Below are 23,021 nucleotides of genomic sequence, written 5' to 3'. Positions count from 1 at the left end.
CGACTTGCGTTGTTGCCCGCAGGCGAACGACAATCTCGCTTCGTTACAACTCCTCCTTGCGCAGCGCTTCCCATTTTTACCTGTGACAGCCGATTGCCCGCTGGGCTAGTATAAGCGTCTGTGCAAACCTCGGGTTTGAGCGCGCCGTTTGGCGTTTTGATGATTTGATTTGCGCCGCCCGCCAAGCGCTGAATGGGGCGGCGCCTGCTGAAACAATGTGATAGCGAATGACGACAATGAAAATCACAGTTCCCTTTACATTCAATGGATTGGAAAAATAATCGCATGAATAGCACCGATAAACTCGATTCGCATACGCCAATGATGCAGCAGTACCTGCGCCTCAAGGCCCAGCATCCTGAAATCCTGCTGTTCTACCGCATGGGCGACTTCTACGAGCTGTTTTACGACGACGCCAAGCGCGCTTCCCAGCTGCTGGATATCTCGCTGACCAAACGCGGCGCCTCGGCGGGTGAACCGATCCCGATGGCCGGCGTGCCGCACCACGCGGTAGAGAACTACCTGGCCAAGCTGGTACAGCTCGGCGAGTCCGTCGCCATCTGCGAGCAGATCGGCGATCCGGCCACCAGTAAAGGGCCAGTCGAGCGCAAAGTGGTGCGTATCGTCACCCCCGGCACCATCACCGACGAAGCGCTGCTGCAAGAGCGCCAGGACAACCTGCTGGCGGCGATCTGGCAGGACGCGCGCGGCTTCGGCTACGCCACGCTGGACGTGAGCTCCGGCCGCTTTCGCGTCGCCGAGCCGCAGGATCTGGAAACCATGGCCGCCGAGCTGCAGCGCACCAATCCGGCCGAGCTGCTCTACCCGGAAACCTTCGAACAAATGGCGCTGATCGAACAGCGCCACGGCCTGCGCCGCCGCCCGCTGTGGGAATTCGAGCTTGAGACCGCGCGTCAGCAGCTCAACCTGCAGTTCGGCACCCGCGATTTGACCGGTTTCGGCGTCGAGCAAGCGCACCAGGCGCTGCGCGCCGCCGGCTGCCTGCTGCAGTATGTCAAAGATACTCAGCGCACTTCGCTGCCGCACATTCGCGGCATCACCATGGAGCGCCAGCAGGACGGCATCATCATGGACGCCGCCACCCGCCGCAACCTGGAACTGACGCAGAGTCTGTCCGGCGGCAGCGACAACACGCTGGCGGCGATCCTCGATCGCACGGTCACGCCGATGGGCAGCCGCATGCTGAAACGCTGGCTGCACATGCCGACCCGCGATATCAAGGTTCTCACCGCCCGCCAACAGGCGATCGGCGCATTGCAGGAGCTGTGCACCGATCTGCAGCCTTCGCTGCGTCAGGTAGGCGATCAGGAGCGAATTTTGGCGCGTCTGGCGCTGCGCACCGCCCGGCCGCGCGATCTGGCGCGCATGCGCCATGCTTTCCAGCAACTGCCGGACATCCGCGCGCTGCTGCAAGATGTGGATACCCCGCACGTGCAGCAGCTGCTGTCTCAGGTGGGCCAGTTCGACGAGCTGCGCGAGCTGCTGGAGCGCGCGGTCATTGAATCCCCGCCGGTGCTGGTGCGCGACGGCGGCGTGATCGCCCCCGGTTACAACAGCGAGCTGGACGAGTGGCGCGCACTGGCCGACGGCGCCAGCGATTACCTCGATCGGCTGGAGATCCGCGAGCGTGAAAAGCTGGGGCTGGATACGCTCAAGGTCGGCTTCAACGGCGTACACGGCTACTACATTCAGGTCAGCCGCGGCCAAAGCCACCTGGTGCCGATCCACTATGTGCGCCGTCAGACGCTGAAAAACGCCGAGCGCTACATCATCCCGGAATTGAAAGAGTACGAAGACAAAGTGCTCACCTCCAAGGGCAAGGCGCTGGCGATCGAGAAAAGCCTGTACGACGAGCTGTTCGATCTGCTGCTGCCGCACCTGGCGGAGCTGCAGCAAAGCGCCGCCGCACTGGCCGAGCTGGACGTGCTGGCCAACCTGGCCGAGCGCGCCGATACCCTGAACTACGCTTGCCCGACCATGAGCGAGCAGCCGGGGATCCGCATTACCGAAGGCCGTCACCCGGTGGTGGAGCAGGTGCTGAGCGAGCCGTTTATCTCCAACCCGCTCACCCTGTCGCCACAGCGCCGTATGCTGATCATTACCGGCCCGAACATGGGCGGTAAAAGCACTTATATGCGGCAAACGGCGCTGATCGTGCTGATGGCGCACATCGGCAGTTACGTGCCGGCCACCAAGGCCACCATCGGCCCGGTGGATCGCATCTTCACCCGCGTCGGCGCGGCGGACGATCTGGCTTCCGGCCGCTCCACCTTCATGGTGGAGATGACCGAAACCGCCAACATCCTGCACAACGCCACCGAGCATAGCCTGGTGTTGATGGATGAAATCGGCCGCGGCACCTCCACCTACGACGGCCTGTCGCTGGCCTGGGCCTGCGCCGAGAACCTGGCCAACCGCATCAAGGCGATGACGCTGTTCGCCACCCACTACTTCGAGCTGACGACCCTGCCGGAGAAAATGGAAGGCGTGGTCAACGTGCATCTGGACGCGCTCGAACATGGCGATACCATCGCCTTCATGCACAGCGTGCAGGACGGTGCCGCCAGCAAAAGCTATGGCCTGGCGGTCGCCGCATTGGCCGGCGTACCGCGCGACGTCATCAAGCGCGCCCGCCAGAAGCTGCGCGAGCTGGAGTCTATCTCCAGCCACACCGCCTCGGGCAGCGTCGATGCCACCCAGATGACGCTGCTGCAGGAAGAAACCTCGCCGGCGGTTGAAGCCCTGGAAGCGCTGGATCCGGATTCCCTGTCGCCGCGCCAGGCGCTGGAATGGATCTACCGGCTGAAAAATATGGTGTAGTCTGGCGCCAAACGCGGGCATAAAAAAACGGTGAGCATGACGCTCACCGTTTTTATTTGATGCGGTTCAACAACCGGCGTTATTCGCGGAACAGCGCCTCAATGCTCAGGCCCTGCATCTGCAGAATCTCACGCAGACGGCGCAGACCTTCAACCTGAATCTGACGGACGCGCTCGCGCGTCAGGCCAATCTCCCGGCCTACGTCTTCCAGCGTCGCCGCTTCATAGCCCAGCAGGCCGAAACGACGCGCCAACACTTCACGCTGTTTGGCGTTCAGTTCGAACAGCCATTTGACGATGCTTTGCTTCATATCGTCGTCTTGCGTGGTGTCTTCAGGCCCGTTGTCCTTCTCGTCGGCCAGAATGTCCAGCAGCGCTTTCTCCGAATCCCCGCCCAGCGGCGTATCCACCGAGGTGATGCGCTCATTCAGACGCAGCATGCGGCTGACGTCATCCACCGGCTTGTCGAGTTGCTCGGCAATCTCTTCAGCGCTCGGTTCATGATCCAGCTTGTGGGAAAGCTCGCGCGCGGTGCGCAGATAGACATTCAGTTCTTTGACGATATGGATAGGCAAACGAATGGTACGGGTTTGGTTCATGATCGCCCGTTCAATCGTCTGACGGATCCACCAGGTTGCGTAAGTGGAGAAGCGGAAACCGCGTTCCGGGTCGAATTTTTCCACTGCGCGAATCAGACCGAGGTTACCCTCTTCGATCAGATCCAGCAGCGCCAAACCGCGGTTGCTGTAGCGGCGGGCGATTTTCACCACCAGCCGCAGGTTGCTTTCAATCATGCGGCGGCGGGACGGCACGTCACCGCGCAGAGCACGCCGCGCAAAATAGACTTCTTCCTCTGCGGTCAGCAGAGGTGAATAACCGATCTCACCCAGATAGAGCTGCGTCGCATCCAATACGCGTTGCGTAACGCCTTGAGACAACAGCTCTTCTTCCGCTAAATCGTTCTCACTGGTCTCTTCTTCTACCAGCGCTTTTTCATCAAACGACTCGGCCTCAGCTCCATTCTCGTCGAAATCCGCATCATCATGTAACTCGTTAACTTTCAGCGTATTTTGGCTCATATGCTGCTCCTACCCGTGATACCGCGAGCAGAATCTCAGCGTATTCTGCCCAATCTATCGCTGCGGAAGATAACGCAGCGGGTTTACGGATTTCCCCTTGTAACGAATTTCAAAATGCAAACGTACTGAACTGGTACCGGTGCTACCCATGGTGGCTATTTTTTGACCCGCCTTCACTTCTTGTTGTTCCCGGACCAGCATTGTGTCGTTATGAGCGTAGGCGCTCAGGTAATCATCATTATGTTTGATGATGATTAGATTACCGTAACCCCGTAAAGCGTTGCCTGCATACACTACGCGGCCATCGGCGGTAGCGAAGATCGGCTGCCCACGGGAACCGGCGATATCGACACCCTTATTCCCACCTTCTGATGAGGAAAAGTTATCAATAACCTTACCGTCAGTCGGCCATCTCCAGGTACTGACCGGAGCGCTGTTGCTGACGGTGCTGCTCACTGGTGGAGCGGCTTCCGGCGCGGTAACAGGCGCAGCCGCGGTCCCAACCGCTGCGGCCCCTGCTGCAGGTAACATCTTACCTACATTCTGTTTACCCGAGTTTTCAGAATACGCGTTAGTTGATTGAGAATCAACCGTTGCCGTCTGGATCTGGGAGGTGGAAGGTGGCTTCGGAACGCCGCCTTGGGTCGCGTCCGTCGTCGCCAACATACCGCCGCCGCCGTTGGCAGAACCATTACCAAGCTGAATGGTTTGGCCAACATTCAGGCTGTATGGCTCGGGAATATTGTTGCGCTGCGCCAGGTCGCGGAAATCGTTGCCGGTGATCCAGGCAATATAAAAAAGCGTGTCGCCGCGCTTGACCGTATAGGTGTCGCCGCCGCTGTAACTCCCTTTAGGAATGGCGTTATAACTGCGGTTATAAACAATGCGGCCCTCTGGACTGGCCTGCTGCGCCCCGCCATTATTATTGCCGGATGGAACGGCGCCGCCGCCACCCACGCTGCTGATAGGGGCCGACGTTGAGGCATTGTTCGTACAACCCGCCAACCACAAACTTACCATCGTACACACCGCAACCCGGCGTAACGTAATCATTGGGCTTCCCGTGCTCATGCTTCCCCCATGACAGCAATATCAGTGATATATCCAAAATACCCTTTACATCGTAGCCGAGCTTTTGCCACTTCCCAGTTTCTGCGATGTAAAGGCGCCGCCGGCCGATCCCTGAATGCCAGGTCATCTCGCGCCGGAGCATCAAAACGCGCGCCAATGCTAACCAGATTGGCATTGCCGCACCATAAGACAACTACGTAGAAAGGCCAATTCTAGTGAAAATTAACCTGATTGGAACGAGAAAACCTTATCCGGGCATGATGAAAGTGCAACAGATTTTGCCGACGGTCGAAAAATCAGACGATCGCTAGGCCAATTCGCCTTTCACCAGCGGCACAAAGCGCACCGCTTCTACCGCATCGACAACGAACTCGTTGCCATGACGCTGAATGCGTTTGAGAGTTTGAGCCTGCTCCCCCACCGGCAACACCAGAATACCGCCGTCGTCCAACTGTTCCACCAGCGCCTGCGGGATCTCCGGCGGCGCGGCAGTGACGATGATCGCATCGAACGGGCCGCGCGACGCCCACCCCTGCCAGCCATCGCCGTGGCGGGTGGAAACATTGTGGAGATCGAGCTGCTTCAGGCGGCGCTTGGCCTGCCACTGCAACCCCTTGATGCGTTCGACGGAACAAACGTGTTGCACAAGATGCGCCAGGATGGCGGTCTGATAGCCGGAGCCGGTGCCGATCTCCAGCACCCGCGAGGTGGGCTTCAGATTCAGCAGTTCGGTCATCCGCGCCACCATATAAGGCTGGGAAATGGTCTGGCCGGAGCCGATCGGCAATGCGGTGTTTTCGTAGGCCTTATGATCCAGCGCTTCGTCGACAAAACGCTCGCGCGGCACCGCCTCGATCGCCCGCAGCAGCTTTTCGTCCCGGATCCCCTGCTGCCGCAGCTGCGTCAGCAATGTTTGCATGCGCTTGTTCACCATTCCCCGCTAACCTCTGCTTTGGTTAACCATGTTTTCACGACTTCTTGCGCCGCGTAGGCGGTTAAATCCACCTGCAGCGGCGTTATCGCCACATAGCCTTGTTCCACCGCCGCAAAGTCGGTATCCGGCCCGGCATCAAATTTATCACCAGGCGGCCCGATCCAGTAGATATTTTGTCCGCGCGGATCCTGCTGGCAGAAGACCTTGTCGGCTGGATGGCGGCTGCCGCAGCGGGTCACGCGCAGGCCTTTGATCTCCGCCAGCGGCAGATCCGGTACGTTGATATTCAGGATTTTTCCGGTTCGCAACGGTTCGCGCTGCAGCGCGCGCAGGATGCGGCAGGTAATGACGGCGGCGGTCGCGTAGTGCCGGTGGCCGTTCAGCGACACCGCCAGCGCCGGCAGCCCCAGGTGCCGGCCCTCCATCGCCGCCGCGACGGTGCCGGAATAGATGACGTCGTCGCCTAAATTCGGCCCGGCGTTGATGCCGGAGACCACGATATCCGGCGCCGGACGCATCAAGGCGTTGACGCCAAGGTAAACGCAGTCGGTCGGCGTCCCCTGCAGCACCGCAATATCCCCGTTGGCCAGCGTCTGCGTGCGCAGCGGCGACTCCAGCGTTAAGGCATTGGAAGAGCCGCTGCGGTTACGATCCGGCGCCACAACCTGCACTTCGGCGAATTCCCGTAGCGCCGCCGCCAGCACCTGAATGCCCGGAGCGCTGACGCCGTCATCGTTACTCAGCAATATCCGCATCGCTGTCATCCTGCTGCATGATCTCGCGAACCACGCTGGTGGCGAAGCTGCCTGCCGGCAGCCAGAAGCGCAGTTCCACGGTAACGTCATCCCACCAGCTCCACCGCATATTTTGCGGCTGCAGCAGCAGGGCCCGACGAGCGGGGTCGACACGCTCGCGCTTTAAAAGCGTAAGCAATTCCGGCTGCTCCGCCAAGCATTGTTGTTCAAATGCCAACGCGCTGCCGGCGCTGCCCGGCTCGCCGTCGCCCGGCAACGTCGCGGTGACAACCAGCTCACCGGCATCCAAGCGCTGTTGCAACGTCTCCAGCTCATCGGCTTTGGCGACAAACCAGCTGCCGCGGCCGCTCAGCTGCAGGGCGTCACCTTCCAGCACGGTGCGCTGCAGGCCGTCCGCCAGGCGCCTGCTCGCGACCTGATTAAACAGCGCGCTGCGGCTGGCAGAGAGGTAAAAACTGCGCTTGCTGCGCTCTTTGACGCGAATTTCATCATTCGCCCAGCGGCGCGCCATCACCAGGTTGTTGCCGCTACGGCCGAAACGCTGGCTGCCGAAGTAGTTCGGCACGCCCTGCGCGGCGATGGCCTGCAGGCGGTGTTCCACATCCTGCCGATCGGAAATATGGCGCAGCACCAGCGTAAAGTGGTTGCCCTTCAGGTTGCCGATGCGCATTTTACGCAGGTGGCGGGCGTACGAGAGCACCTCGCAGCCTTCCAGCGCAAACCGGGAGAAATCCGGCGTGTCCTTGCCCGGCATATGCAGGCAGAACCACTGTTCGGTCACCGCGTGGCGATCCTTCAAGCCGGCATAGCTGACGGAACGGGCGTGAATACCGGCGAAGCGCGCCAGATAGTCGGCCACGAACTGGGTATTGCAGCCGTTTTTGCGGATGTTCACCAGCACGTGCTCGCCTTCACCGTCCGGTGCAAAGCCCAGATCTTCCACCACCACGAAATCTTCCGGATTGGCTTTCAACACCCCGGTGCTCTGCGGCCGGCCATGCAGCCAGGTCAGATTCGCCATATCCATGCGGTTATTCCTTGATCAGCAAGGCAACCGCTTCGCAGGCGATGCCCTCACCGCGCCCGGTGAAGCCGAGCTGCTCGGTGGTGGTGGCCTTCACGTTGACGTCATCCATATGGCACTGCAGATCTTCCGCCAGGAAAACGCGCATCTGCGGGATGTGCGGCGCCATTTTCGGCGCCTGGGCGATAATGGTGATATCGAGGTTACCGAGGCGATACCCTTTGGCGCGAATGCGTTTCCAGGCTTCGCGCAGCAGTTCGCGGCTGTCGGCGCCTTTGAACGCCGGATCGGTATCGGGGAACAGCTTGCCGATATCGCCCAGCGCCGCCGCGCCCAGCAGGGCATCGGTCGCGGCGTGCAGCGCGACGTCACCGTCGGAGTGGGCCAGCAAACCTTTGTCGTAAGGGATGCGAACACCGCCGATCACCAACGGGCCTTCGCCGCCGAATTTATGTACGTCAAAACCGTGACCGATACGCATGATGCGCTCCTTAATTGTCTAACTGAGTCAAATAGAACGCCGCCAGCGCCAAATCCTCCGGCCGCGTTACTTTAATGTTGTCCGCCCGGCCGGCGATCAGCAGCGGATGGTAACCGCAATGCTCCAGCGCCGAGGCTTCGTCGGTGACGTTCGCGCCTTCATCCAGCGCGCGCTGCAGGCACTGCTTGAGCAACGGCAGCGGAAACAGCTGCGGCGTCAGCGCGTGCCACAAATCCTGCCGATCGACGGTATGGGCGATGGTTTCGCAGCCGGGTTCGGCGCGTTTCATGGTGTCGCGCACCGGCGCGGCGAGAATGCCGCCGACCTTGCTGTGTGCGGTAATCGCCAGCAGGCGCTCGAGATCGTCGGCGTGCAGGCAGGGGCGCGCGGCGTCGTGCACCAACACCCAGTCCGCATCGCCCGCCAGATTCAGCCCGGCCATCACCGAATCCGCGCGCTGCTTGCCGCCCTCGGTGACGATCACCCGCGGATCCTGGGCGATCGGCAACTGTTCGAACTGGCGATCTTCGGGGCCGATCGCCACGATCACCCGCTCGATGCGCGGGTGGCGCAACAGGGCATGGATGGCGTGTTCGACGATACTATGCCGGCCGATAGTTAAATATTGCTTCGGGCATTCCGCCTGCATGCGGCTGCCGATACCGGCAGCGGGCAGGACGGCAATCACCGAGGGAAAGGTGCCTGCGGAGTGATTCATGCGTTATTTTTGTGCGTTGTTTTGCGAGGAAGACGCCGCGTTGCGTCTGGATTGGTCAGGAACCAGACGATAGAAAGTCTCACCGGGCTTGATCATGCCCAGCTCATTACGCGCACGCTCTTCGATCGCTTCCTGTCCGCCGTTCAAATCGTCGATTTCGGCAAACAGCTGATCGTTACGCGCTTTCAACTTGGCGTTGTTGCCCTGCTGGACCGCAACGTCTTCATTGACCCGCACGTAATCGTGAATACCATTTTTGCCCAGCCACAGTGAATACTGTAACCAACCGAGCAATGCCAGCAATAGCAGCGTAAGTTTTCCCATCTCCGCCCCCTGAAAAACCGACCAATCATCCCACAACTTCTCGTTGGACTCCACACTGAGAGCGGCATTTCAACGCCAAATTCAGAATACGGATGAAGGGTTCCCGAGTTTATAACCCAAATCCGCGGCGAAAGCGGCAAAAAAAGCCCCTTTTACCCGACGCGCGCGGCGCGTTTTCCGATGAGAGACACACTGCCCTTCCTCCATTATGCAGCAAGAATCACTGCACCGCCGCTTACCGGCCCATCGCTTACGCCACAGCAATGCAAAAAATGAATATTTACCACCATAGAAAGAATAATTCTCATGCAGCGGTTGCACTTTCATTCATTGAAGCTTATTTTTATGCACTACTAGTGCATAAATAATTCCAATGTATAACCTTTCATTATCGGGGATCGCGATGTTAAAACGTTTAGTTCTGATCGGCGCCTGCCTGGCCGCCACCTTCTCCACCGCCGCGTTGGCGGCTGAACCTACCTACGTCGTCGGCTCCGGCGGCACCTATCGGCCGTTCGAATTTGAAAACAGCCAAAAACAGCTGGAAGGGTTCGACATCGACATCATCAAAGCGGTGGCCAAGGCCGAAGGCTTCCAAATCAAACTGATCAATACGCCGTGGGAAGGGATCTTCGCCACGCTGAATTCCGGCGATCGCGATATCATCATTTCCGGCATCACCATCACCGACAAACGCAAGCAAATGGTTGATTTCTCTGCGCCTTATTTCCCGGCCGAACAGGCCATCGTCGTGCCGCAAGACTCGACGGTCGATTCCATCGCCGCGCTGAAAGCGCTGAAGGTCGGCGTGGTGAACTCCAGCACCGGCGACATCGTGGTGTCCGATGTGCTGGGCAAAAACAGCACCGCCATCAAGCGCTTCGACAATACGCCGCTGATGCTGCAGGAGCTGTATGAAGACGGCATCGGCGCGGCGGTCGGCGACGTCGGCGTGGCCAAGTTCTATATCAAAACCCACCCTGAGAAGGCCTTCAAGCTGGTGTCCGATGCCAAGTTCGAGCGCCAGTATTTCGGCATCGCCGTCGCCAAAGGCAACGACGAACTGCGTAACAAGATTAACGCCGGCCTGAAGAAGATCGTCGCCGACGGCACCTACGCCAAGATCTACCAAACCTGGTTCGACAGCAACGTACCGACGCTGCCGGCGGAATAATCAACTGGCGCGCCTCAGCGCAGTAGGCCAGTAAATAAACAGGCGTAGCGAGCTAAGTCAGATTGGGTGCGGCCAGCGCACAGCCACCGGAGTGGACACGCAATCCATGAGGATGGCGAGCACTGCCCTATCCCAAGATGACAACGCGCAGTAGCCTTAACACGCTTAAATAAGGATCTGATCTTGAACTTCCGCTGGGAGATTATCCAGGAATACGCGCCGCTGTTTATGGAAGGCGCCTGGATGACCATCAAATGCACCATTATCTGCGTGCTGCTGGGCACCACCTGGGGATTGATCCTCGGGCTGGGTCGTTTGGCGCAGGCGCCGCACGGCATCTGGAAACCCATACTGCATTACGGCGTTCAGTGGCCGGTGCGCATCTACATCAGCGCCTTTCGCGGCACGCCGTTGTTCGTACAAATCATGGTGGTGCACTTCGCGCTGGTGCCGCTGTTCATCAACCCGCGCGACGGCCTGCTGGTCACCAGCGGCCTGATGAGCGTCGATTTTGCCCGCGCGCTGCGCGCCGACTACGGCGCCTTTCTCTCCTGCGTGGTGGCGATCACGCTCAATGCCGGCGCTTATGTGTCGGAAATCTTCCGCGCCGGGATCCAGTCTATCGACCGCGGCCAAATGGAAGCTTCGCGTTCGCTGGGCATGAGCTACGGCAAGACCATGCGCCAGGTGATCCTGCCGCAGGCCTTCCGCCGCATGCTGCCGCCGCTGGGCAACAACGCCATCGCCATCGTCAAGGATTCGTCGCTGGCCTCCGCCATCGGCCTGGCGGATCTGGCCTATGCCGCCCGCACCGTCTCCGGCGCCTACGCCACCTACTGGGAGCCCTACCTGACCATTTCGCTGGTCTATTGGGTCATCACCTTCCTGCTCTCGCTGCTGGTGCAACACATGGAAAAGAGGTTCGGTAAAAGTGATTCGCGTACATAACCTGCAAAAACAGTTCGGCGAGAGCCACGTGCTGCGCGGCATTTCCTGCCGGATCGCCACCAACGAAGTGGTGTGCGTCATCGGCCCTTCCGGCTCCGGGAAGAGCACCTTCCTGCGCTGCATCAACGCGCTGGAAACGCTCTCCGGCGGCGAGATCGAGGTCAACGGCTTCGCCATCCACGATCAGAAAACCGACCTGAACAAGATGCGTGAAAGCGTGGGCATGGTGTTCCAGCGCTTCAACCTGTTCCCGCACATGACGGTGTTGGAAAACATCATCATGGCGCCGGTGAGCGTGAAGAAACGGCCGCGCGCCGAAGCCATCGCGCAAGCCGAACAGCTGCTGCGCAAGGTCGGCCTGCTCGACAAGATCGACGCCTACCCCAACAGCCTGTCCGGCGGCCAGCAGCAGCGGGTGGCCATCGCCCGCGCGCTGGCGATGGAGCCGAAGATCATGCTGTTCGACGAACCCACCTCCGCGCTCGATCCGGAGCTGGTGGGCGAAGTGTTGGCGGTGATGAAATCGCTGGCCCACGAGGGCATGACCATGGTGGTGGTCACGCATGAGATGGGCTTTGCCCGCGAGGTGGCCGATCGGGTGCTGTTTATCGATCAGGGGATCATTCAGGAGGAAGGTGCGCCGCAGCAGATCTTCAGCCATCCGGCCAATCCGCGCACACAGGCGTTTCTGAGCAAAGTTTTGTAACCTTCGGCACCGCTTTGCAATCCTTCGGGCGCCGGCATCGGCGCCCGCTCTCTCACCACCCGGTCAAGAAGCTAAACACCAGCCAGAACAGGCACAGCACGATGGCGCCGGTCAGCAACAGCGTCAGGATCAGACGGCCGCGCAACAGCATGCTGAGGGTGATGCCGATCAGCACCGACAGCGGCATCAGCGCCAGGAAGAACGGCCAGGTATAAAGCAGGAAAAACAGCGTGTTGGAACCGTAAACCAGAAACGGCAACGCGAACGCCAGCCAGTAGAAAACAAAGCCGCTGACGCCGCCCAGGAAAGAATAAGAAGGCTCCTCTCTCTCCTGTTTTGACTGCTTGGAGTCGATCAAGATAGGCGTGACATTTTGCATAGTGATCCCTGGTTATTCGGCTCGCTCTGCGGCGGCTTAGAGTAAAAAGCGCATGGCGAAAAACGCCACACGCTTTTTTTGAATTCAGGGTTTGATAATAGCCTGACCACGCAACACGTCTAACAATTGCGCAATCAAATTTGTTACCAATTGTTGGCCATCGAGGTGGATTTCCGGCTGCTGCGGCGCCTCGTAAACCGCGTCGATGCCGGTGAAGTTGCGCAGCTCGCCGGCGCGCGCTTTTTTATACAATCCCTTCGGATCGCGCGCCTCGCAGATCGCCAACGGCGTGTCGACGAACACTTCGATAAAGCGATCGTCGCCGAGCATCTCGCGCACCATCTGCCGCTCGGCGCGGTGCGGCGAAATGAACGCCGTCAGCACCACCAGCCCGGCATCCACCATCAGTTTGGCCACTTCCCCCACTCGGCGAATGTTCTCGCGCCGATCTTCGTCCGAGAAGCCGAGATCGCGGCACAGGCCGTGGCGCACGTTATCGCCGTCCAGCAGATAGGTGCTGACGCCGAGCCCGTGCAGCGCCTGCTCCAGCGCGCCGGCGACGGTGGATTTGCCCGAGCCGGACAGCCCGGTAAACCACAGCACCGCGCCGCGGTGGCCGTTGCGCGCTTCGCGATCCGCGCGCGTCACCGCGTGCGGATGCCAAACCACGTTCTCATCGTCCGGCCCTGTCGCCCTCAGTTCAGCGGCCACCTTATCGGCCACCGAGCAGATCGCGTGCGCCCCAGTGCGGGAAGTGCTTGCGCACCAGCGCATTCAACTCCAGCTCGAAAGCGCTGAACTCGCCGCGCGCCGCCGATGCGGCCTGCAGCGTTTCGCGTACCAGACCGGCGCCCACCGTGACGTTGCTCATGCGATCGATAAAGATCAGCCCGCCGGTGTCGTGATTGCTCTGATAGCTGTCCAGCATCAACGGCTCGTCGAAGGTCAGCTCCACCAACCCGATACCGTTGAGCGGCAACGTGCCGGCCGAGTGTTGCGCCAGCGTATTGATCTCCACCTGATGGCGGATGCTCTCCACGCGGGCGCGGGTCTTTTTACCGGCGATCTTGATGTCGTAGCTCTGGCCCGGCACCAGCGGCTGCTCGGCCATCCATACCACGTCCACCAGCGCGCTCTGCGCCGCCTGCAGGCTTTCGCCGGCGTCGACCAGCAGATCGCCGCGGCTGATGTCCACCTCATCCTTCAGCACCAGCGTAATCGCCTCGCCCGGCACCGCCTCTTGCAGATCGCCGTCGAAGGTCACGATGCGCGCTACGCTGGACTCCACGCCGGAAGGCAGCACCTTGACCCGTTGCCCCACCCGCACCACGCCGGCGGACAGCGTGCCGGCATAGCCGCGAAAATCGAGGTTCGGGCGGTTGACGTACTGCACCGGGAAGCGCAGCGGCTGGTTTTCTCGCTCGCTGACCACGTCCACGCTTTCCAGCACTTCCAGCAGCGTCGGGCCGCTGTACCACGGCATATGGGCGCTTTCGCTCGCCACGTTGTCGCCGTCCAGCGCCGACAGCGGCACGAATTTGATGTCCAGATCGCCTGGCAGCTGCTGGGCGAAGGTCAGGTAATCCTGTTTGAACTGCTCGAACACCGCTTCCTGGTAGTCCACCAGATCCATCTTGTTCACTGCCACCACCAGATGGCGAATGCCCAGCAGGGTCGCGATAAAACTGTGGCGGCGGGTCTGATCCAGCACCCCTTTGCGCGCGTCGATCAACAGGATCGCCAGATCGCAGGTGGAGGCACCGGTGGCCATGTTGCGGGTGTACTGCTCATGCCCCGGGGTATCGGCGATGATAAATTTGCGTTTTTCGGTCGAGAAATAGCGATAGGCCACGTCGATGGTGATGCCCTGTTCGCGCTCGGCCTGCAGGCCGTCCACCAGCAGCGCCAGATCGAGCTTCTCGCCCTGGGTGCCGATGCGTTTGCTGTCGCTGTGCAGCGTCGATAGCTGATCCTCGTAGATCTGGCGGGTATCGTGCAGCAGGCGGCCAATCAGGGTGCTTTTGCCGTCATCGACGCTGCCGCAGGTCAGAAAGCGCAGCAGGCTTTTGTGCTGCTGCGCGTGCAGATAGGATTCGACGCCGCCCTGGTCGGCTATTTGTTGTGCGATTGCGTTGTTCATCCGGCGGCTCCTTAGAAATACCCTTGACGCTTTTTCAGCTCCATCGAGCCGGACTGATCGCGATCGATCATCCGCCCCTGGCGTTCACTGGTGGTGGAGACCAGCATCTCTTCGATGATCTCCGGCAGGGTTTGCGCCTGCGAGTCCACCGCGCCGGTCAGCGGCCAGCACCCCAGAGTGCGGAAACGCACCATGCGCTGGCTGATCACTTCACCCGGCTGCAGATCGATGCGATCGTCGTCCACCATCATCAGCATGCCGTCGCGCTCCACCACCGGGCGAGGTTTCGCCAGGTACAGCGGCACGATGTCGATCTTTTCCAGGAAGATGTACTGCCAGATATCCAGCTCGGTCCAGTTCGACAGCGGGAAGACGCGGATGCTCTCCCCTTTGTTGATCTGGCCGTTGTAGTTGTGCCACAGCTCCGGCCGCTGGTTTTTCGGATCCCAGCGGTGGAAGCGATCGCGGAACGAATAGATGCGCTCTTTGGCGCGCGATTTCTCCTCGTCGCGTCGCGCACCGCCGAAGGCGGCGTCGAAACCATACTTGTTCAACGCCTGCTTCAGGCCCTCGGTCTTCATGATGTCGGTATGCTTGGCGCTGCCGTGCACGAACGGGTTGATGCCCATCGCCACCCCTTCCGGGTTTTTATGCACCAGCAGCTCGAAGCCGTACTCCTTCGCGGTGCGATCGCGGAATTCGTACATTTCGCGGAACTTCCAGCCGGTATCGACGTGCAGCAGCGGGAACGGCAGCGTGCCGGGGAAGAACGCCTTGCGCGCCAGATGCAGCATCACGGAAGAGTCTTTACCGATGGAATACAGCATCACCGGGTTGGCGAATTCAGCGGCGACTTCACGGATGATATGGATACTCTCCGCCTCCAATTGCCGCAAATGAGTGAGTCGTTTTTCGTCCATAACAGATCCTTAAAAGCCTTGCCTATGCCAAATTCACGACGGCCGGGCGCGCGGCCCCTTCCGTCTGCGATTGATGCCCGAACCAGGCGATTTGATGGTGCAGTTCCACCACTTCGCCAATCACCAGCAGCGCCGGCAGCGGCGCCCGTTGGGCCAGATGTTCCAGTTGATCCAGCGTGCCGATCTGCACCTGCTGATCGGCGCGCGTGCCGCGGCTGATCACCGCCACCGGCGTATCGGCAGCGCGGCCGTGGGCGATCAGGCGTTGGCTGATGTCCGCCGCCTTCATGGTGCCCATATAGATAGCCAGCGTCTGCCGCGCCCGGGCCAGATCGGCCCAGTCCAGGCCATCGCCGTCGGGGCGGCAGTGGCCGGTGATAAAGGTCACGCTCTGCGCGTGGTCGCGGTGCGTCAGCGGAATGCCGGCGTAGGCGGTCGCCCCCGCGGCGGCCGTGACGCCCGGCACCACCTGAAACGGAATGCCGGCGGCGGCGGCCACCTGCAGCTCTTCGCCGCCGCGGCCAAAGATGAACGGATCCCCGCCCTTCAGGCGCACCACGCGTTTGCCCTGCTGCGCCAGCTCCACCAGCAGCCGGTTGGTCTCTTCCTGGATCACCGAGTGCGCGCCGGCGCGCTTGCCCACGCAGATGCGCTCGGCGTCGCGGCGCACCAGATCGAGGATCTCGCCGCTGACCAGGTGGTCATACAGCACCACGTCCGCCTGCTGCATCACCTGCAGCCCGCGCAGGGTCAACAGCCCCACGTCGCCCGGCCCGGCGCCCACCAGGGCTATCTCGCCCTGCACGCCTTCATCGCCTGCGGCGAAGCTTTGCAAATCCTGCTCCAGCTGCCGCTCCGCCTGCGCCGTCTGGCCGTTGGCCACCAGCGTGGCGAAACGGCCGCCGAAGGTTTTCTCCCAGAAACGACGACGTTCGCCGATCGAGGCCAGCCGCTGTTTGGCCTGGCCGCGCCAGCGGCCCGCCACCTGCGCCATCTGCCCCAAACTGGCGGGCAGCAACGCCTCCAGCTTTTCGCGCAGCAACCGCGCCAGCACCGGAGCCTGGCCGCTGGACGACACCGCCACCACCAGCGGCGAGCGATCGATGATCGACGGGAAGATGAACGAACAGCGCGGCTGATCGTCCACCACGTTGGCCAACACCCGGCGTTTATCCGCCTCGGCGAACACCGCGGCATTCAGCGCGTTGTCGTCCGTGGCGGCGATCGCCAGAAACACGTCGTCCAGCTGTTGCGGGTCAAAGGTTTTCCCCAGCCAGAGCAGTTGCCCTTGCTGACGTTGTTGTTCCAGTTCCGGTGAGAGCGACTGCGCAACTATCCGTATTTCAGCCCCGGCGCGCTGAAGCAGGTCGACTTTGCGCGCCGCCACGTCACCACCGCCAACGACCAGTACCGGACGTTGTTTCAGGTCGGCGAATATTGGTAGATAGTCCACAACAGCCTTTTCATATAACAGAAAGATAGTGTGACTATACGGGCTGAGATTTAGCCTCTGAAATGACGAAAAGGAATGATTAGTTCCTTTATGGAATATAGGCCGCAACGCCGAAGGCAAACGGTGATACTCACGACAGCAGTTTGCGCGTTGGCGCGAAAATTAAGAGACAGGGAAATTGTGTAATGCCGCCCGGCGTCTCATACTGGGTGCCGAAGAAAAATGATCGGCAGCGCCGATAGCAAAGAAGGATTTTTCGGTATGTTTTCCCGTTTTTACCTGAAGACCAGCCTGCTGGCCCTCGCACTCGGCGGCGTCTTCAGCGTGTGTGCCGCACAGCCCGTAAAAGACGCGCCAATGGGCCGTTTCGCCGCCGAACAGACCCGCCACATCGCCACTTACTTCCCCGGCCGCATGGCGGGCAGCCCGGCCGAATTGCTCACCGCCGACTACCTGAAGCAGCAATTCAGCAAGATGGGTTACCAAAGCGATATTCGCAGCGTCAATACGCGCTATCTCTACACCAGCAAAGATGGCAAGAAGAACTGGAACAACGTCACCGCCAGCTCGGTGATCGCCGCCCGCAACGGCGACAGCCCGAAACAAATCGTGGTCGTCGCCCACTTCGACACCTATACGCCGCAGAGCGACGAGGATCTGGATAACAACCTCGGTGGCTTGACGCTGCAGGGCGTCGACGACAACGCCTCCGGCATCGGCGTAATGCTGGAACTGGCGGAACGCCTGAAGAACATCCCCACCGCCTACGGCCTGCGCTTCGTCGCCACCAGCGCCGAAGAGCTCGGTTCGCTGGGGGCGCAGAACTACCTGCAGCGAATGAGTGCGGAAGAGAAAAGCAACACCGTGCTGGTGATCAATCTCGACAGCCTGATCACTGGCGATCGGCTGTACTTCAACGCCGGGCGCAACACGCCGCCGCAGATGGCGAAGCGCTCCCGCGATCGCGCGCTGGATATCGCCCATCGCTACGGCATCGCCGCCGCCACCAATCCAGGCAGCGCACAGCATCCGCAGGGCACCGGCTGCTGCTCCGATCAAGAGGTGTTCGATGCCGCAGGCATCCCGGTATTGTCGGTAGAGGCCACCAACTGGTCGTTGGGGGAGAAGGACGGCTATCAGCAGCGCGCCGTCAGCCCGCACTTCCCGCAGGGCATCACCTGGCACCGCCCGCAATACGACAACCTGCAGTATCTGGATCGCTATCTGCCGGGGCGGATCGACAAACGCAGCCGCGACAGCGTGCAGATCCTGCTGCCGCTGATCAAAGAGTTGGCGCAGGCGCACCCGCCGAAAGCACAAAAGAAAAAGTAGCCTACAAAAAAACAGGGCCCAGCATTGCTGAGCCCTGTCGGGTGATTCGCCTCTTTTAGCCTTCGTGCAGACCGCACTCGCGCTTCAGGCCGAAGAAACGCGTCTCTTCCTCACTCATGCCCGGCTCCCATTTCTGGGTGGTGTGGGTATCGCCTACCGACAGGTAGCCCTGTTCCCACAGCGGGTGATAACTCAGCCCGTGTTCGGTCAGATACTGGTAAATCTTGCGGTTGTCCCAGTCAATGATCGGCAGGATCTTGAACACCCCACGCTGCACCGCCAGCACCGGCAGATTGGCGCGGCTACCGGACTGCTCGCGCCGCAGGCCGGCGAACCAGCTCTGCGCCCCCAGCGTCTCCAGCGCGCGGTTCATCGGCTCAACCTTGTTGATCTGGTTGTACTTTTCAATCCCTTCCACGCCCTGTTCCCACAGCTTGCCATAGCGCGCCTCTTGCCAGGCGGGAGACTGTTCGGCGCGGAACACCTGCAGATTCAGCTTCAACTGGTCGGTCAGTTGATCGATAAAGCGATAGGTTTCCGGGAACAGGTAACCGGTGTCGGTCAGGATCACCGGGATATCCGGCCGGATGCGCGTCACCAGGTGCAGGCATACCGCCGCCTGAATGCCGAAACTGGACGAGAGTACGAACTCGCCGGGCAGATGCTCCAGCGCCCATGCAACGCGCTGTTCGGCGCTGAGGGTCTCCAGTTGGCCGTTGACTACCGCCAATGCCAGCGCCTGCCCGGATTTGGGCAACGCGTTCAGCGCCGCCAGATCGAATTCAGCCATGTTGTCTCTCCTGATGCTTGAAATTACCTGCGCGGCCCCTCTGCCCAGAGGCCGCCCGGCCTCACTCCCAGAAATCTCGCGCCGGATCCAGCACCGGTTTGACGATGCCCGCACGCACGGTGAAGTCGCCGAAGCCTTCGCCGCCGTTGCGCTCCTCCGCCCAGCGCCCCACCAACAGGTCGATCTCGTTCAGGATCTCGTCTTCGTTGATGTTCTCGCGGTACATGCGCGGAATGCGCGTGCCTTCGCGGTTGCCGCCCAAATGCAGGTTATAACGGCCGACCGCCTTGCCCACCAGCCCCAGCTCCGCCAGCAGCGCGCGGCCGCAGCCGTTCGGGCAGCCGGTAATGCGCAGTACGATATGCTCGTCGCCCACCCCGTGCCGATGCATGATCCCCTCCACCTTGGTGACGAACTGCGGCAGGAAGCGCTCGGCCTCCGCCATCGCCAGCGGACAGGTCGGGAACGACACGCAGGCCATCGAATTCTTGCGTTGCTCGCTGATCTCGTCGTCGATCAGGCCATGATCGCGCGCTAGGGCTTCGATCTTCGCCTTCTCGCTTTCCGGCACGCCGGCGATGATCACGTTTTGGTTCGCCGTCAGACGGAAGTCACCTTTATGGATCTTGGCGATCTCCGCCATGCCGGTCTTCAGCGGGCGCCCCGGATAGTCCAGCAGGCGGCCGTTCTCGATAAACAGCGTCAGGTGCCATTGATCGTCGATGCCCTTCACCCAACCGATGCGATCGCCGCGGCCGGTGAATTCATACGGCCGGATCGGCGCGAAGGTAATGCCGGCGCGCTTTTCCACTTCGGCGCGGAAAACATCTACCCCGACGCGCTCCAGCGTGTATTTGGTCTTGGCGTTCTTGCGATCGGTGCGGTTGCCCCAGTCGCGCTGCGTGGTCACCACCGCTTCCGCTACCGCCAGCGTATGTTCGAGCGGAATGTAGCCGAACTCGCTGGCCTGGCGCGCGTAGGTTTTCTTGTTGCCGTGTTCGATGGACAGCCCGCCGCCCACCAGCAGGTTGAAGCCTACCAGCTTGCCGTTTTCGGCGATCGCCACAAAGTTCATGTCGTTGGCGTGCAGATCGACGTCGTTCTGTGGCGGGATCACCACCGTGGTTTTAAATTTGCGCGGCAGGTAGGTCGGCCCCAGAATCGGTTCTTCGTCGGTGGTGGCCACCTTTTCCTGATCCAGCCACACCTCGGCGTAGGCGCGGGTGCGCGGCAGCAGGTGTTCGGAGATCTTCTTCGCCCACTCGTAGGCTTCCTGATGCAGCTCGGACTCCACCGGGTTGGAGGTGCACAGCACGTTGCGGTTCACGTCGTTGGCGGTCGCCAGCGCGTCCAGCCCCAGGCGGTTCAGCAGCTGGTGCACCGGTTTGACATTGCCTTTCAGGATGCCGTGAAACTGGAACGTCTGGCGGTTGGTGATGCGAATGCTGCCGTACAGCGTGCTCTCCTGCGCGAACTTGTCGATGCCCAGCCACTGCTGCGGGCTGATGACGCCGCCCGGCAGGCGGCAGCGCAGCATCATGGCGTGGCGCGGCTCCAGCTTCTGCTCGGCGCGTTCGGCACGAATGTCACGGTCATCCTGCTGGTACATGCCGTGAAAACGGATCAGCAGGAAGTTGTCGCCGTTGAAGCCGCCGGTCAGGCCGTCGTTCAAATCTTCGGCGATGGTGCCACGCAGGAAGTTGCTTTCCTTCTTCATGCGCTCCGCATCGGCCAGTTTGCCTTCGACTACCAAAGGCCCGGGGTGTTTATCACTCATCAGTAAACATCTCGCTGATAACGGCGCTCAAGGCGCAGCTCACTTAAAAATTCATCCGCCTGCTCGGTATCCATGCCACCGTGCTCGGCCACCAGTTCCAGTAATGTGTTTTCCACGTCTTTCGCCATGCGATTGGCATCGCCGCAGACGTAAATGTGCGCGCCTTCCTGAATCCAGCGCCACACTTCTGCGCCCTGTTCGCGCAGTTTGTCTTGTACGTATATTTTATGTTGCTGGTCACGGGACCAGGCCAGATCGATGCGGGTCAGCAGGCCGTCTTTCACGTAGCGCTGCCATTCGACCTGGTACAGGAAATCTTCGGTAAAGTGCGGGTTGCCGAAGAACAGCCAGTTCTTGCCGCCGGCGCCGTCGGCGTCGCGCTGCTGCATAAAGGCACGGAACGGCGCGATGCCGGTGCCCGGGCCGATCATGATCACCGGCGCTTCCGGATTGGCCGGCAGGCGGAAGTTGTCGTTGTGTTCGATAAACACCCGCACGTCGCCGTCCTCCTCCAGGCGATCCGCCAGGAAGCCGGAGGCGCCGCCGCTGCGGGCGCGCCCGTCGATGTCGTAACGCACCACGCCCACGGTGATGTGCACTTCGCTTTCGTTCTCCGCCTGCGAAGAGGCGATGGAATACAGGCGCGGCGTCAACGGGCGCAGCAGGCCAACCAGCTGTTCGGCGCTCAGATCCGCCGGCGCCTGCCGCACCATATCGACGATCGGCGTATTGTGCGCGTACTGCTGCAGCGCAGCCTTATCCGCCAACAGGCCGATCAGCGTTTCGTCGCGCGACAGCGCGGCGTATTTATCGACGATCGGCGTGGTGTTCTGCGTCAGCTCAAAATGGCTGCGCAGCGCCTGCGCCAGCGGCAGGGTCTGCCCTTCCACCTCGACCGGCTCGTCGCCTTTCAGCCACAACAGCTGCACCAGTTCGTCCACCAGCGCCGGATCGTTGTCGAACCATACGCCGAGCGCATCGCCCGGCTGATAGCGCAGGCCGGAGTCGCCCAGATCGATCTCGATATGGCGCACGTCTTTATCCGACGCGCGGCCGGTAATTTTCTGCTTAACCGCCAGTTGGGCGGTGAGCGGTTGTTCCTTGCTGTACGGGCTGCTGTCGATCAGGTCAACCGCGCCGCTGGCCAACACGCCCGGCGCAGCGCTTTCCGCTGGCGCACGGGCCTTCAGCACCGATACCACCTGTTTGCGCCAGGCGGCGGCCAGCTCCTGGTACTCCACGTCGGCATCCACGCGCTCCACCAGGCGCTCGGCACCCAACTCGGCCAGCTTGCCGTCGAAATCTTTACCAGACTGACAGAAATTCTCATAAGAGGTGTCGCCCAGCCCGAACACCGCAAACGCGGTGTCATTGAGCTTCGGCGCCTTCTTCGAGAACAGGAATTTATGCAGCGCCACCGCTTCTTCCGCCGGTTCGCCTTCCCCTTGCGTGGAGGCGACGATCACCAACAGGCGCTCTTGCGCTATCTGTTTGAACTTGTAGTCGCCGGCGCTGACCAACGTGGCGCTCAGATTGGCGGCCAACAGATCGTCGCGCAACTGCTCCGCCAGGCGGCGCGCATTGCCGGTCTGCGAAGCGGAAATGATGGTGATGGCGGCCGCAGCCGCAGGGGCGGCAGGCGCAATGGCCACGGCTCCGGGCTGTTGATTGACCATGCCCCAAAAATAACCGGACAGCCACGCCAGCTGCGTCGGCGAATAGTCGCCGATCGTCGCCTGTAAGCGCGCCAGCTGTTCGGGCGTCAGCGGGAGCAAAGATGTTGGAGGAGCCTGAGTCGTCATTGCTGTACTTATTTCCTATACTTAGCGCCTTTCCTGCCAGGCGCGCGCCAGTGCCAGTCGCTGTCTCTTCGCTGCGTCGGGTGTGCGGAAAAGATCAGGAGAGTTTGTAAGGTTACCGAGCAGAATAGCAACGATTAAATAAGGGATAGCAATAAATCATAACCAAAATGACTAAGCTGTTTTTCTGGTAAGGGATAACGCTTAAACCGTTAAACAAAGTTTTTTATCCAGATGAAAATAAAGCACTTTTTTTCATCATTTTTTCACCGTTCAACATTTCGGCTCATAACCCCAGCCGATAGGTGCCGCAGACACCAAACAAAAAAAGTGTTAACCGGGTGCGTTTGCCGTGGCGGTAGACCATAACGGTATAA

Annotated in this window: 21 protein-coding genes; 5 read left to right on the top strand and 16 right to left on the bottom strand. The window is 60.8% G+C overall.

Annotation, left to right across the window (positions count from 1 at the left end):
- Window positions 1-285: 285 nt before the first annotated feature.
- Window positions 286-2,841: a DNA mismatch repair protein MutS gene (gene mutS, locus ACJ8HN_RS16095; protein WP_197807756.1), complete on the top strand. Its 2,556-nt coding sequence runs from the start codon at window positions 286-288 to the stop codon at window positions 2,839-2,841.
- Between the two features lie 79 nt (window positions 2,842-2,920).
- Here the strand turns inward: mutS and rpoS are convergent, their stop codons facing one another.
- From rpoS to ftsB, 8 genes are all read right to left on the bottom strand, one after another.
- Complete coding sequence (rpoS, locus tag ACJ8HN_RS16090) at window positions 2,921-3,919, bottom strand: RNA polymerase sigma factor RpoS (protein ID WP_004932578.1); 999 nt, start codon at window positions 3,917-3,919, stop codon at window positions 2,921-2,923.
- A 54-nt stretch (window positions 3,920-3,973) separates the two neighbouring features.
- Window positions 3,974-4,972, bottom strand: coding sequence for a murein hydrolase activator NlpD (gene nlpD / locus ACJ8HN_RS16085; protein ID WP_033649258.1), 999 nt, complete (start codon window positions 4,970-4,972; stop codon window positions 3,974-3,976).
- A gap of 325 nt (window positions 4,973-5,297) precedes the next feature.
- Window positions 5,298-5,924, bottom strand: coding sequence for a protein-L-isoaspartate(D-aspartate) O-methyltransferase (locus tag ACJ8HN_RS16080; RefSeq protein WP_047728898.1), 627 nt, complete (start codon window positions 5,922-5,924; stop codon window positions 5,298-5,300).
- The gene (gene surE, locus ACJ8HN_RS16075; protein WP_033637163.1) at window positions 5,918-6,679 is read right to left on the bottom strand and encodes a 5'/3'-nucleotidase SurE; all 762 of its coding nucleotides are present in this window, start codon (window positions 6,677-6,679) and stop codon (window positions 5,918-5,920) included. Before surE ends, ACJ8HN_RS16080 begins: the two co-directional genes overlap by 7 nt.
- Window positions 6,660-7,706 carry a tRNA pseudouridine(13) synthase TruD gene (gene truD, locus ACJ8HN_RS16070; protein WP_164105364.1) on the bottom strand — a complete coding sequence of 349 codons (1,047 nt, stop codon included), beginning with the start codon at window positions 7,704-7,706 and terminating at the stop codon, window positions 6,660-6,662. Before truD ends, surE begins: the two co-directional genes overlap by 20 nt.
- 4 nt (window positions 7,707-7,710) lie before the next feature.
- A complete protein-coding gene (gene ispF, locus ACJ8HN_RS16065) occupies window positions 7,711-8,184 on the bottom strand; it encodes a 2-C-methyl-D-erythritol 2,4-cyclodiphosphate synthase (RefSeq protein WP_004932594.1) in 474 nt (157 codons plus the stop codon).
- 10 nt (window positions 8,185-8,194) lie between these two features.
- Complete coding sequence (gene ispD, locus ACJ8HN_RS16060) at window positions 8,195-8,902, bottom strand: 2-C-methyl-D-erythritol 4-phosphate cytidylyltransferase (protein ID WP_060430866.1); 708 nt, start codon at window positions 8,900-8,902, stop codon at window positions 8,195-8,197.
- 3 nt (window positions 8,903-8,905) lie between these two features.
- On the bottom strand, window positions 8,906-9,226 hold the full coding sequence (ftsB, locus tag ACJ8HN_RS16055) for a cell division protein FtsB (RefSeq protein WP_016929043.1): 321 nt from the start codon (window positions 9,224-9,226) through the stop codon (window positions 8,906-8,908).
- 403 nt (window positions 9,227-9,629) lie between these two features.
- Between ftsB and ACJ8HN_RS16050 the strand changes: the two genes are divergently transcribed.
- The 3 genes from ACJ8HN_RS16050 (at window position 9,630) to ACJ8HN_RS16040 (ending at window position 12,054) form a co-directional block, all read left to right on the top strand.
- Window positions 9,630-10,400 carry a basic amino acid ABC transporter substrate-binding protein gene (locus ACJ8HN_RS16050; protein ID WP_033637160.1) on the top strand — a complete coding sequence of 257 codons (771 nt, stop codon included), beginning with the start codon at window positions 9,630-9,632 and terminating at the stop codon, window positions 10,398-10,400.
- Window positions 10,401-10,580: 180 nt separating this feature from the next.
- The gene (locus ACJ8HN_RS16045; RefSeq protein ID WP_086556831.1) at window positions 10,581-11,348 is read left to right on the top strand and encodes an amino acid ABC transporter permease; all 768 of its coding nucleotides are present in this window, start codon (window positions 10,581-10,583) and stop codon (window positions 11,346-11,348) included.
- Complete coding sequence (locus ACJ8HN_RS16040; protein ID WP_049234102.1) at window positions 11,332-12,054, top strand: amino acid ABC transporter ATP-binding protein; 723 nt, start codon at window positions 11,332-11,334, stop codon at window positions 12,052-12,054. Before ACJ8HN_RS16045 ends, ACJ8HN_RS16040 begins: the two co-directional genes overlap by 17 nt.
- Window positions 12,055-12,106: 52 nt before the next feature.
- On the opposite strand, the gene ACJ8HN_RS16035 is transcribed toward ACJ8HN_RS16040, so the two are convergent.
- The 5 genes from ACJ8HN_RS16035 to cysG all read right to left on the bottom strand — a co-directional run bounded on the left by ACJ8HN_RS16035 (window position 12,107) and on the right by cysG (window position 16,946).
- A complete protein-coding gene (locus tag ACJ8HN_RS16035; RefSeq protein WP_004932611.1) occupies window positions 12,107-12,433 on the bottom strand; it encodes a DUF3561 family protein in 327 nt (108 codons plus the stop codon).
- A gap of 84 nt (window positions 12,434-12,517) precedes the next feature.
- Window positions 12,518-13,207: an adenylyl-sulfate kinase gene (gene cysC / locus ACJ8HN_RS16030; RefSeq protein ID WP_077791443.1), complete on the bottom strand. Its 690-nt coding sequence runs from the start codon at window positions 13,205-13,207 to the stop codon at window positions 12,518-12,520.
- A complete protein-coding gene (cysN, locus tag ACJ8HN_RS16025) occupies window positions 13,146-14,573 on the bottom strand; it encodes a sulfate adenylyltransferase subunit CysN (RefSeq protein ID WP_039568891.1) in 1,428 nt (475 codons plus the stop codon). The genes cysC and cysN overlap by 62 nt, the downstream gene beginning before the upstream one ends.
- Window positions 14,574-14,584: 11 nt before the next feature.
- Window positions 14,585-15,493, bottom strand: coding sequence for a sulfate adenylyltransferase subunit CysD (gene cysD / locus ACJ8HN_RS16020; protein WP_004932620.1), 909 nt, complete (start codon window positions 15,491-15,493; stop codon window positions 14,585-14,587).
- Between the two features lie 22 nt (window positions 15,494-15,515).
- Window positions 15,516-16,946 carry a siroheme synthase CysG gene (cysG, locus tag ACJ8HN_RS16015; protein WP_060422416.1) on the bottom strand — a complete coding sequence of 477 codons (1,431 nt, stop codon included), beginning with the start codon at window positions 16,944-16,946 and terminating at the stop codon, window positions 15,516-15,518.
- Between the two features lie 261 nt (window positions 16,947-17,207).
- Between cysG and ACJ8HN_RS16010 the strand changes: the two genes are divergently transcribed.
- Entirely contained in the window at window positions 17,208-18,278 is a 1,071-nt protein-coding gene (locus ACJ8HN_RS16010) for an aminopeptidase (protein WP_025301612.1), read from the top strand.
- Window positions 18,279-18,333: 55 nt separating this feature from the next.
- On the opposite strand, the gene ACJ8HN_RS16005 is transcribed toward ACJ8HN_RS16010, so the two are convergent.
- The 3 genes from ACJ8HN_RS16005 to cysJ all read right to left on the bottom strand — a co-directional run bounded on the left by ACJ8HN_RS16005 (window position 18,334) and on the right by cysJ (window position 22,647).
- Complete coding sequence (locus ACJ8HN_RS16005) at window positions 18,334-19,068, bottom strand: phosphoadenylyl-sulfate reductase (RefSeq protein ID WP_016929052.1); 735 nt, start codon at window positions 19,066-19,068, stop codon at window positions 18,334-18,336.
- A gap of 61 nt (window positions 19,069-19,129) precedes the next feature.
- Window positions 19,130-20,845: an assimilatory sulfite reductase (NADPH) hemoprotein subunit gene (cysI, locus tag ACJ8HN_RS16000; RefSeq protein ID WP_043135856.1), complete on the bottom strand. Its 1,716-nt coding sequence runs from the start codon at window positions 20,843-20,845 to the stop codon at window positions 19,130-19,132.
- Entirely contained in the window at window positions 20,845-22,647 is a 1,803-nt protein-coding gene (gene cysJ / locus ACJ8HN_RS15995) for an NADPH-dependent assimilatory sulfite reductase flavoprotein subunit (protein ID WP_049294836.1), read from the bottom strand. The genes cysI and cysJ overlap by 1 nt, the downstream gene beginning before the upstream one ends.
- Window positions 22,648-23,021: the final 374 nt, after the last annotated feature.

This window comes from Serratia sp. CY29653, assembly GCF_052169255.1.
Lineage (GTDB): Bacteria > Pseudomonadota > Gammaproteobacteria > Enterobacterales > Enterobacteriaceae > Serratia > Serratia sarumanii.
This window is presented reverse-complemented; position numbering and strand designations above follow the sequence as displayed.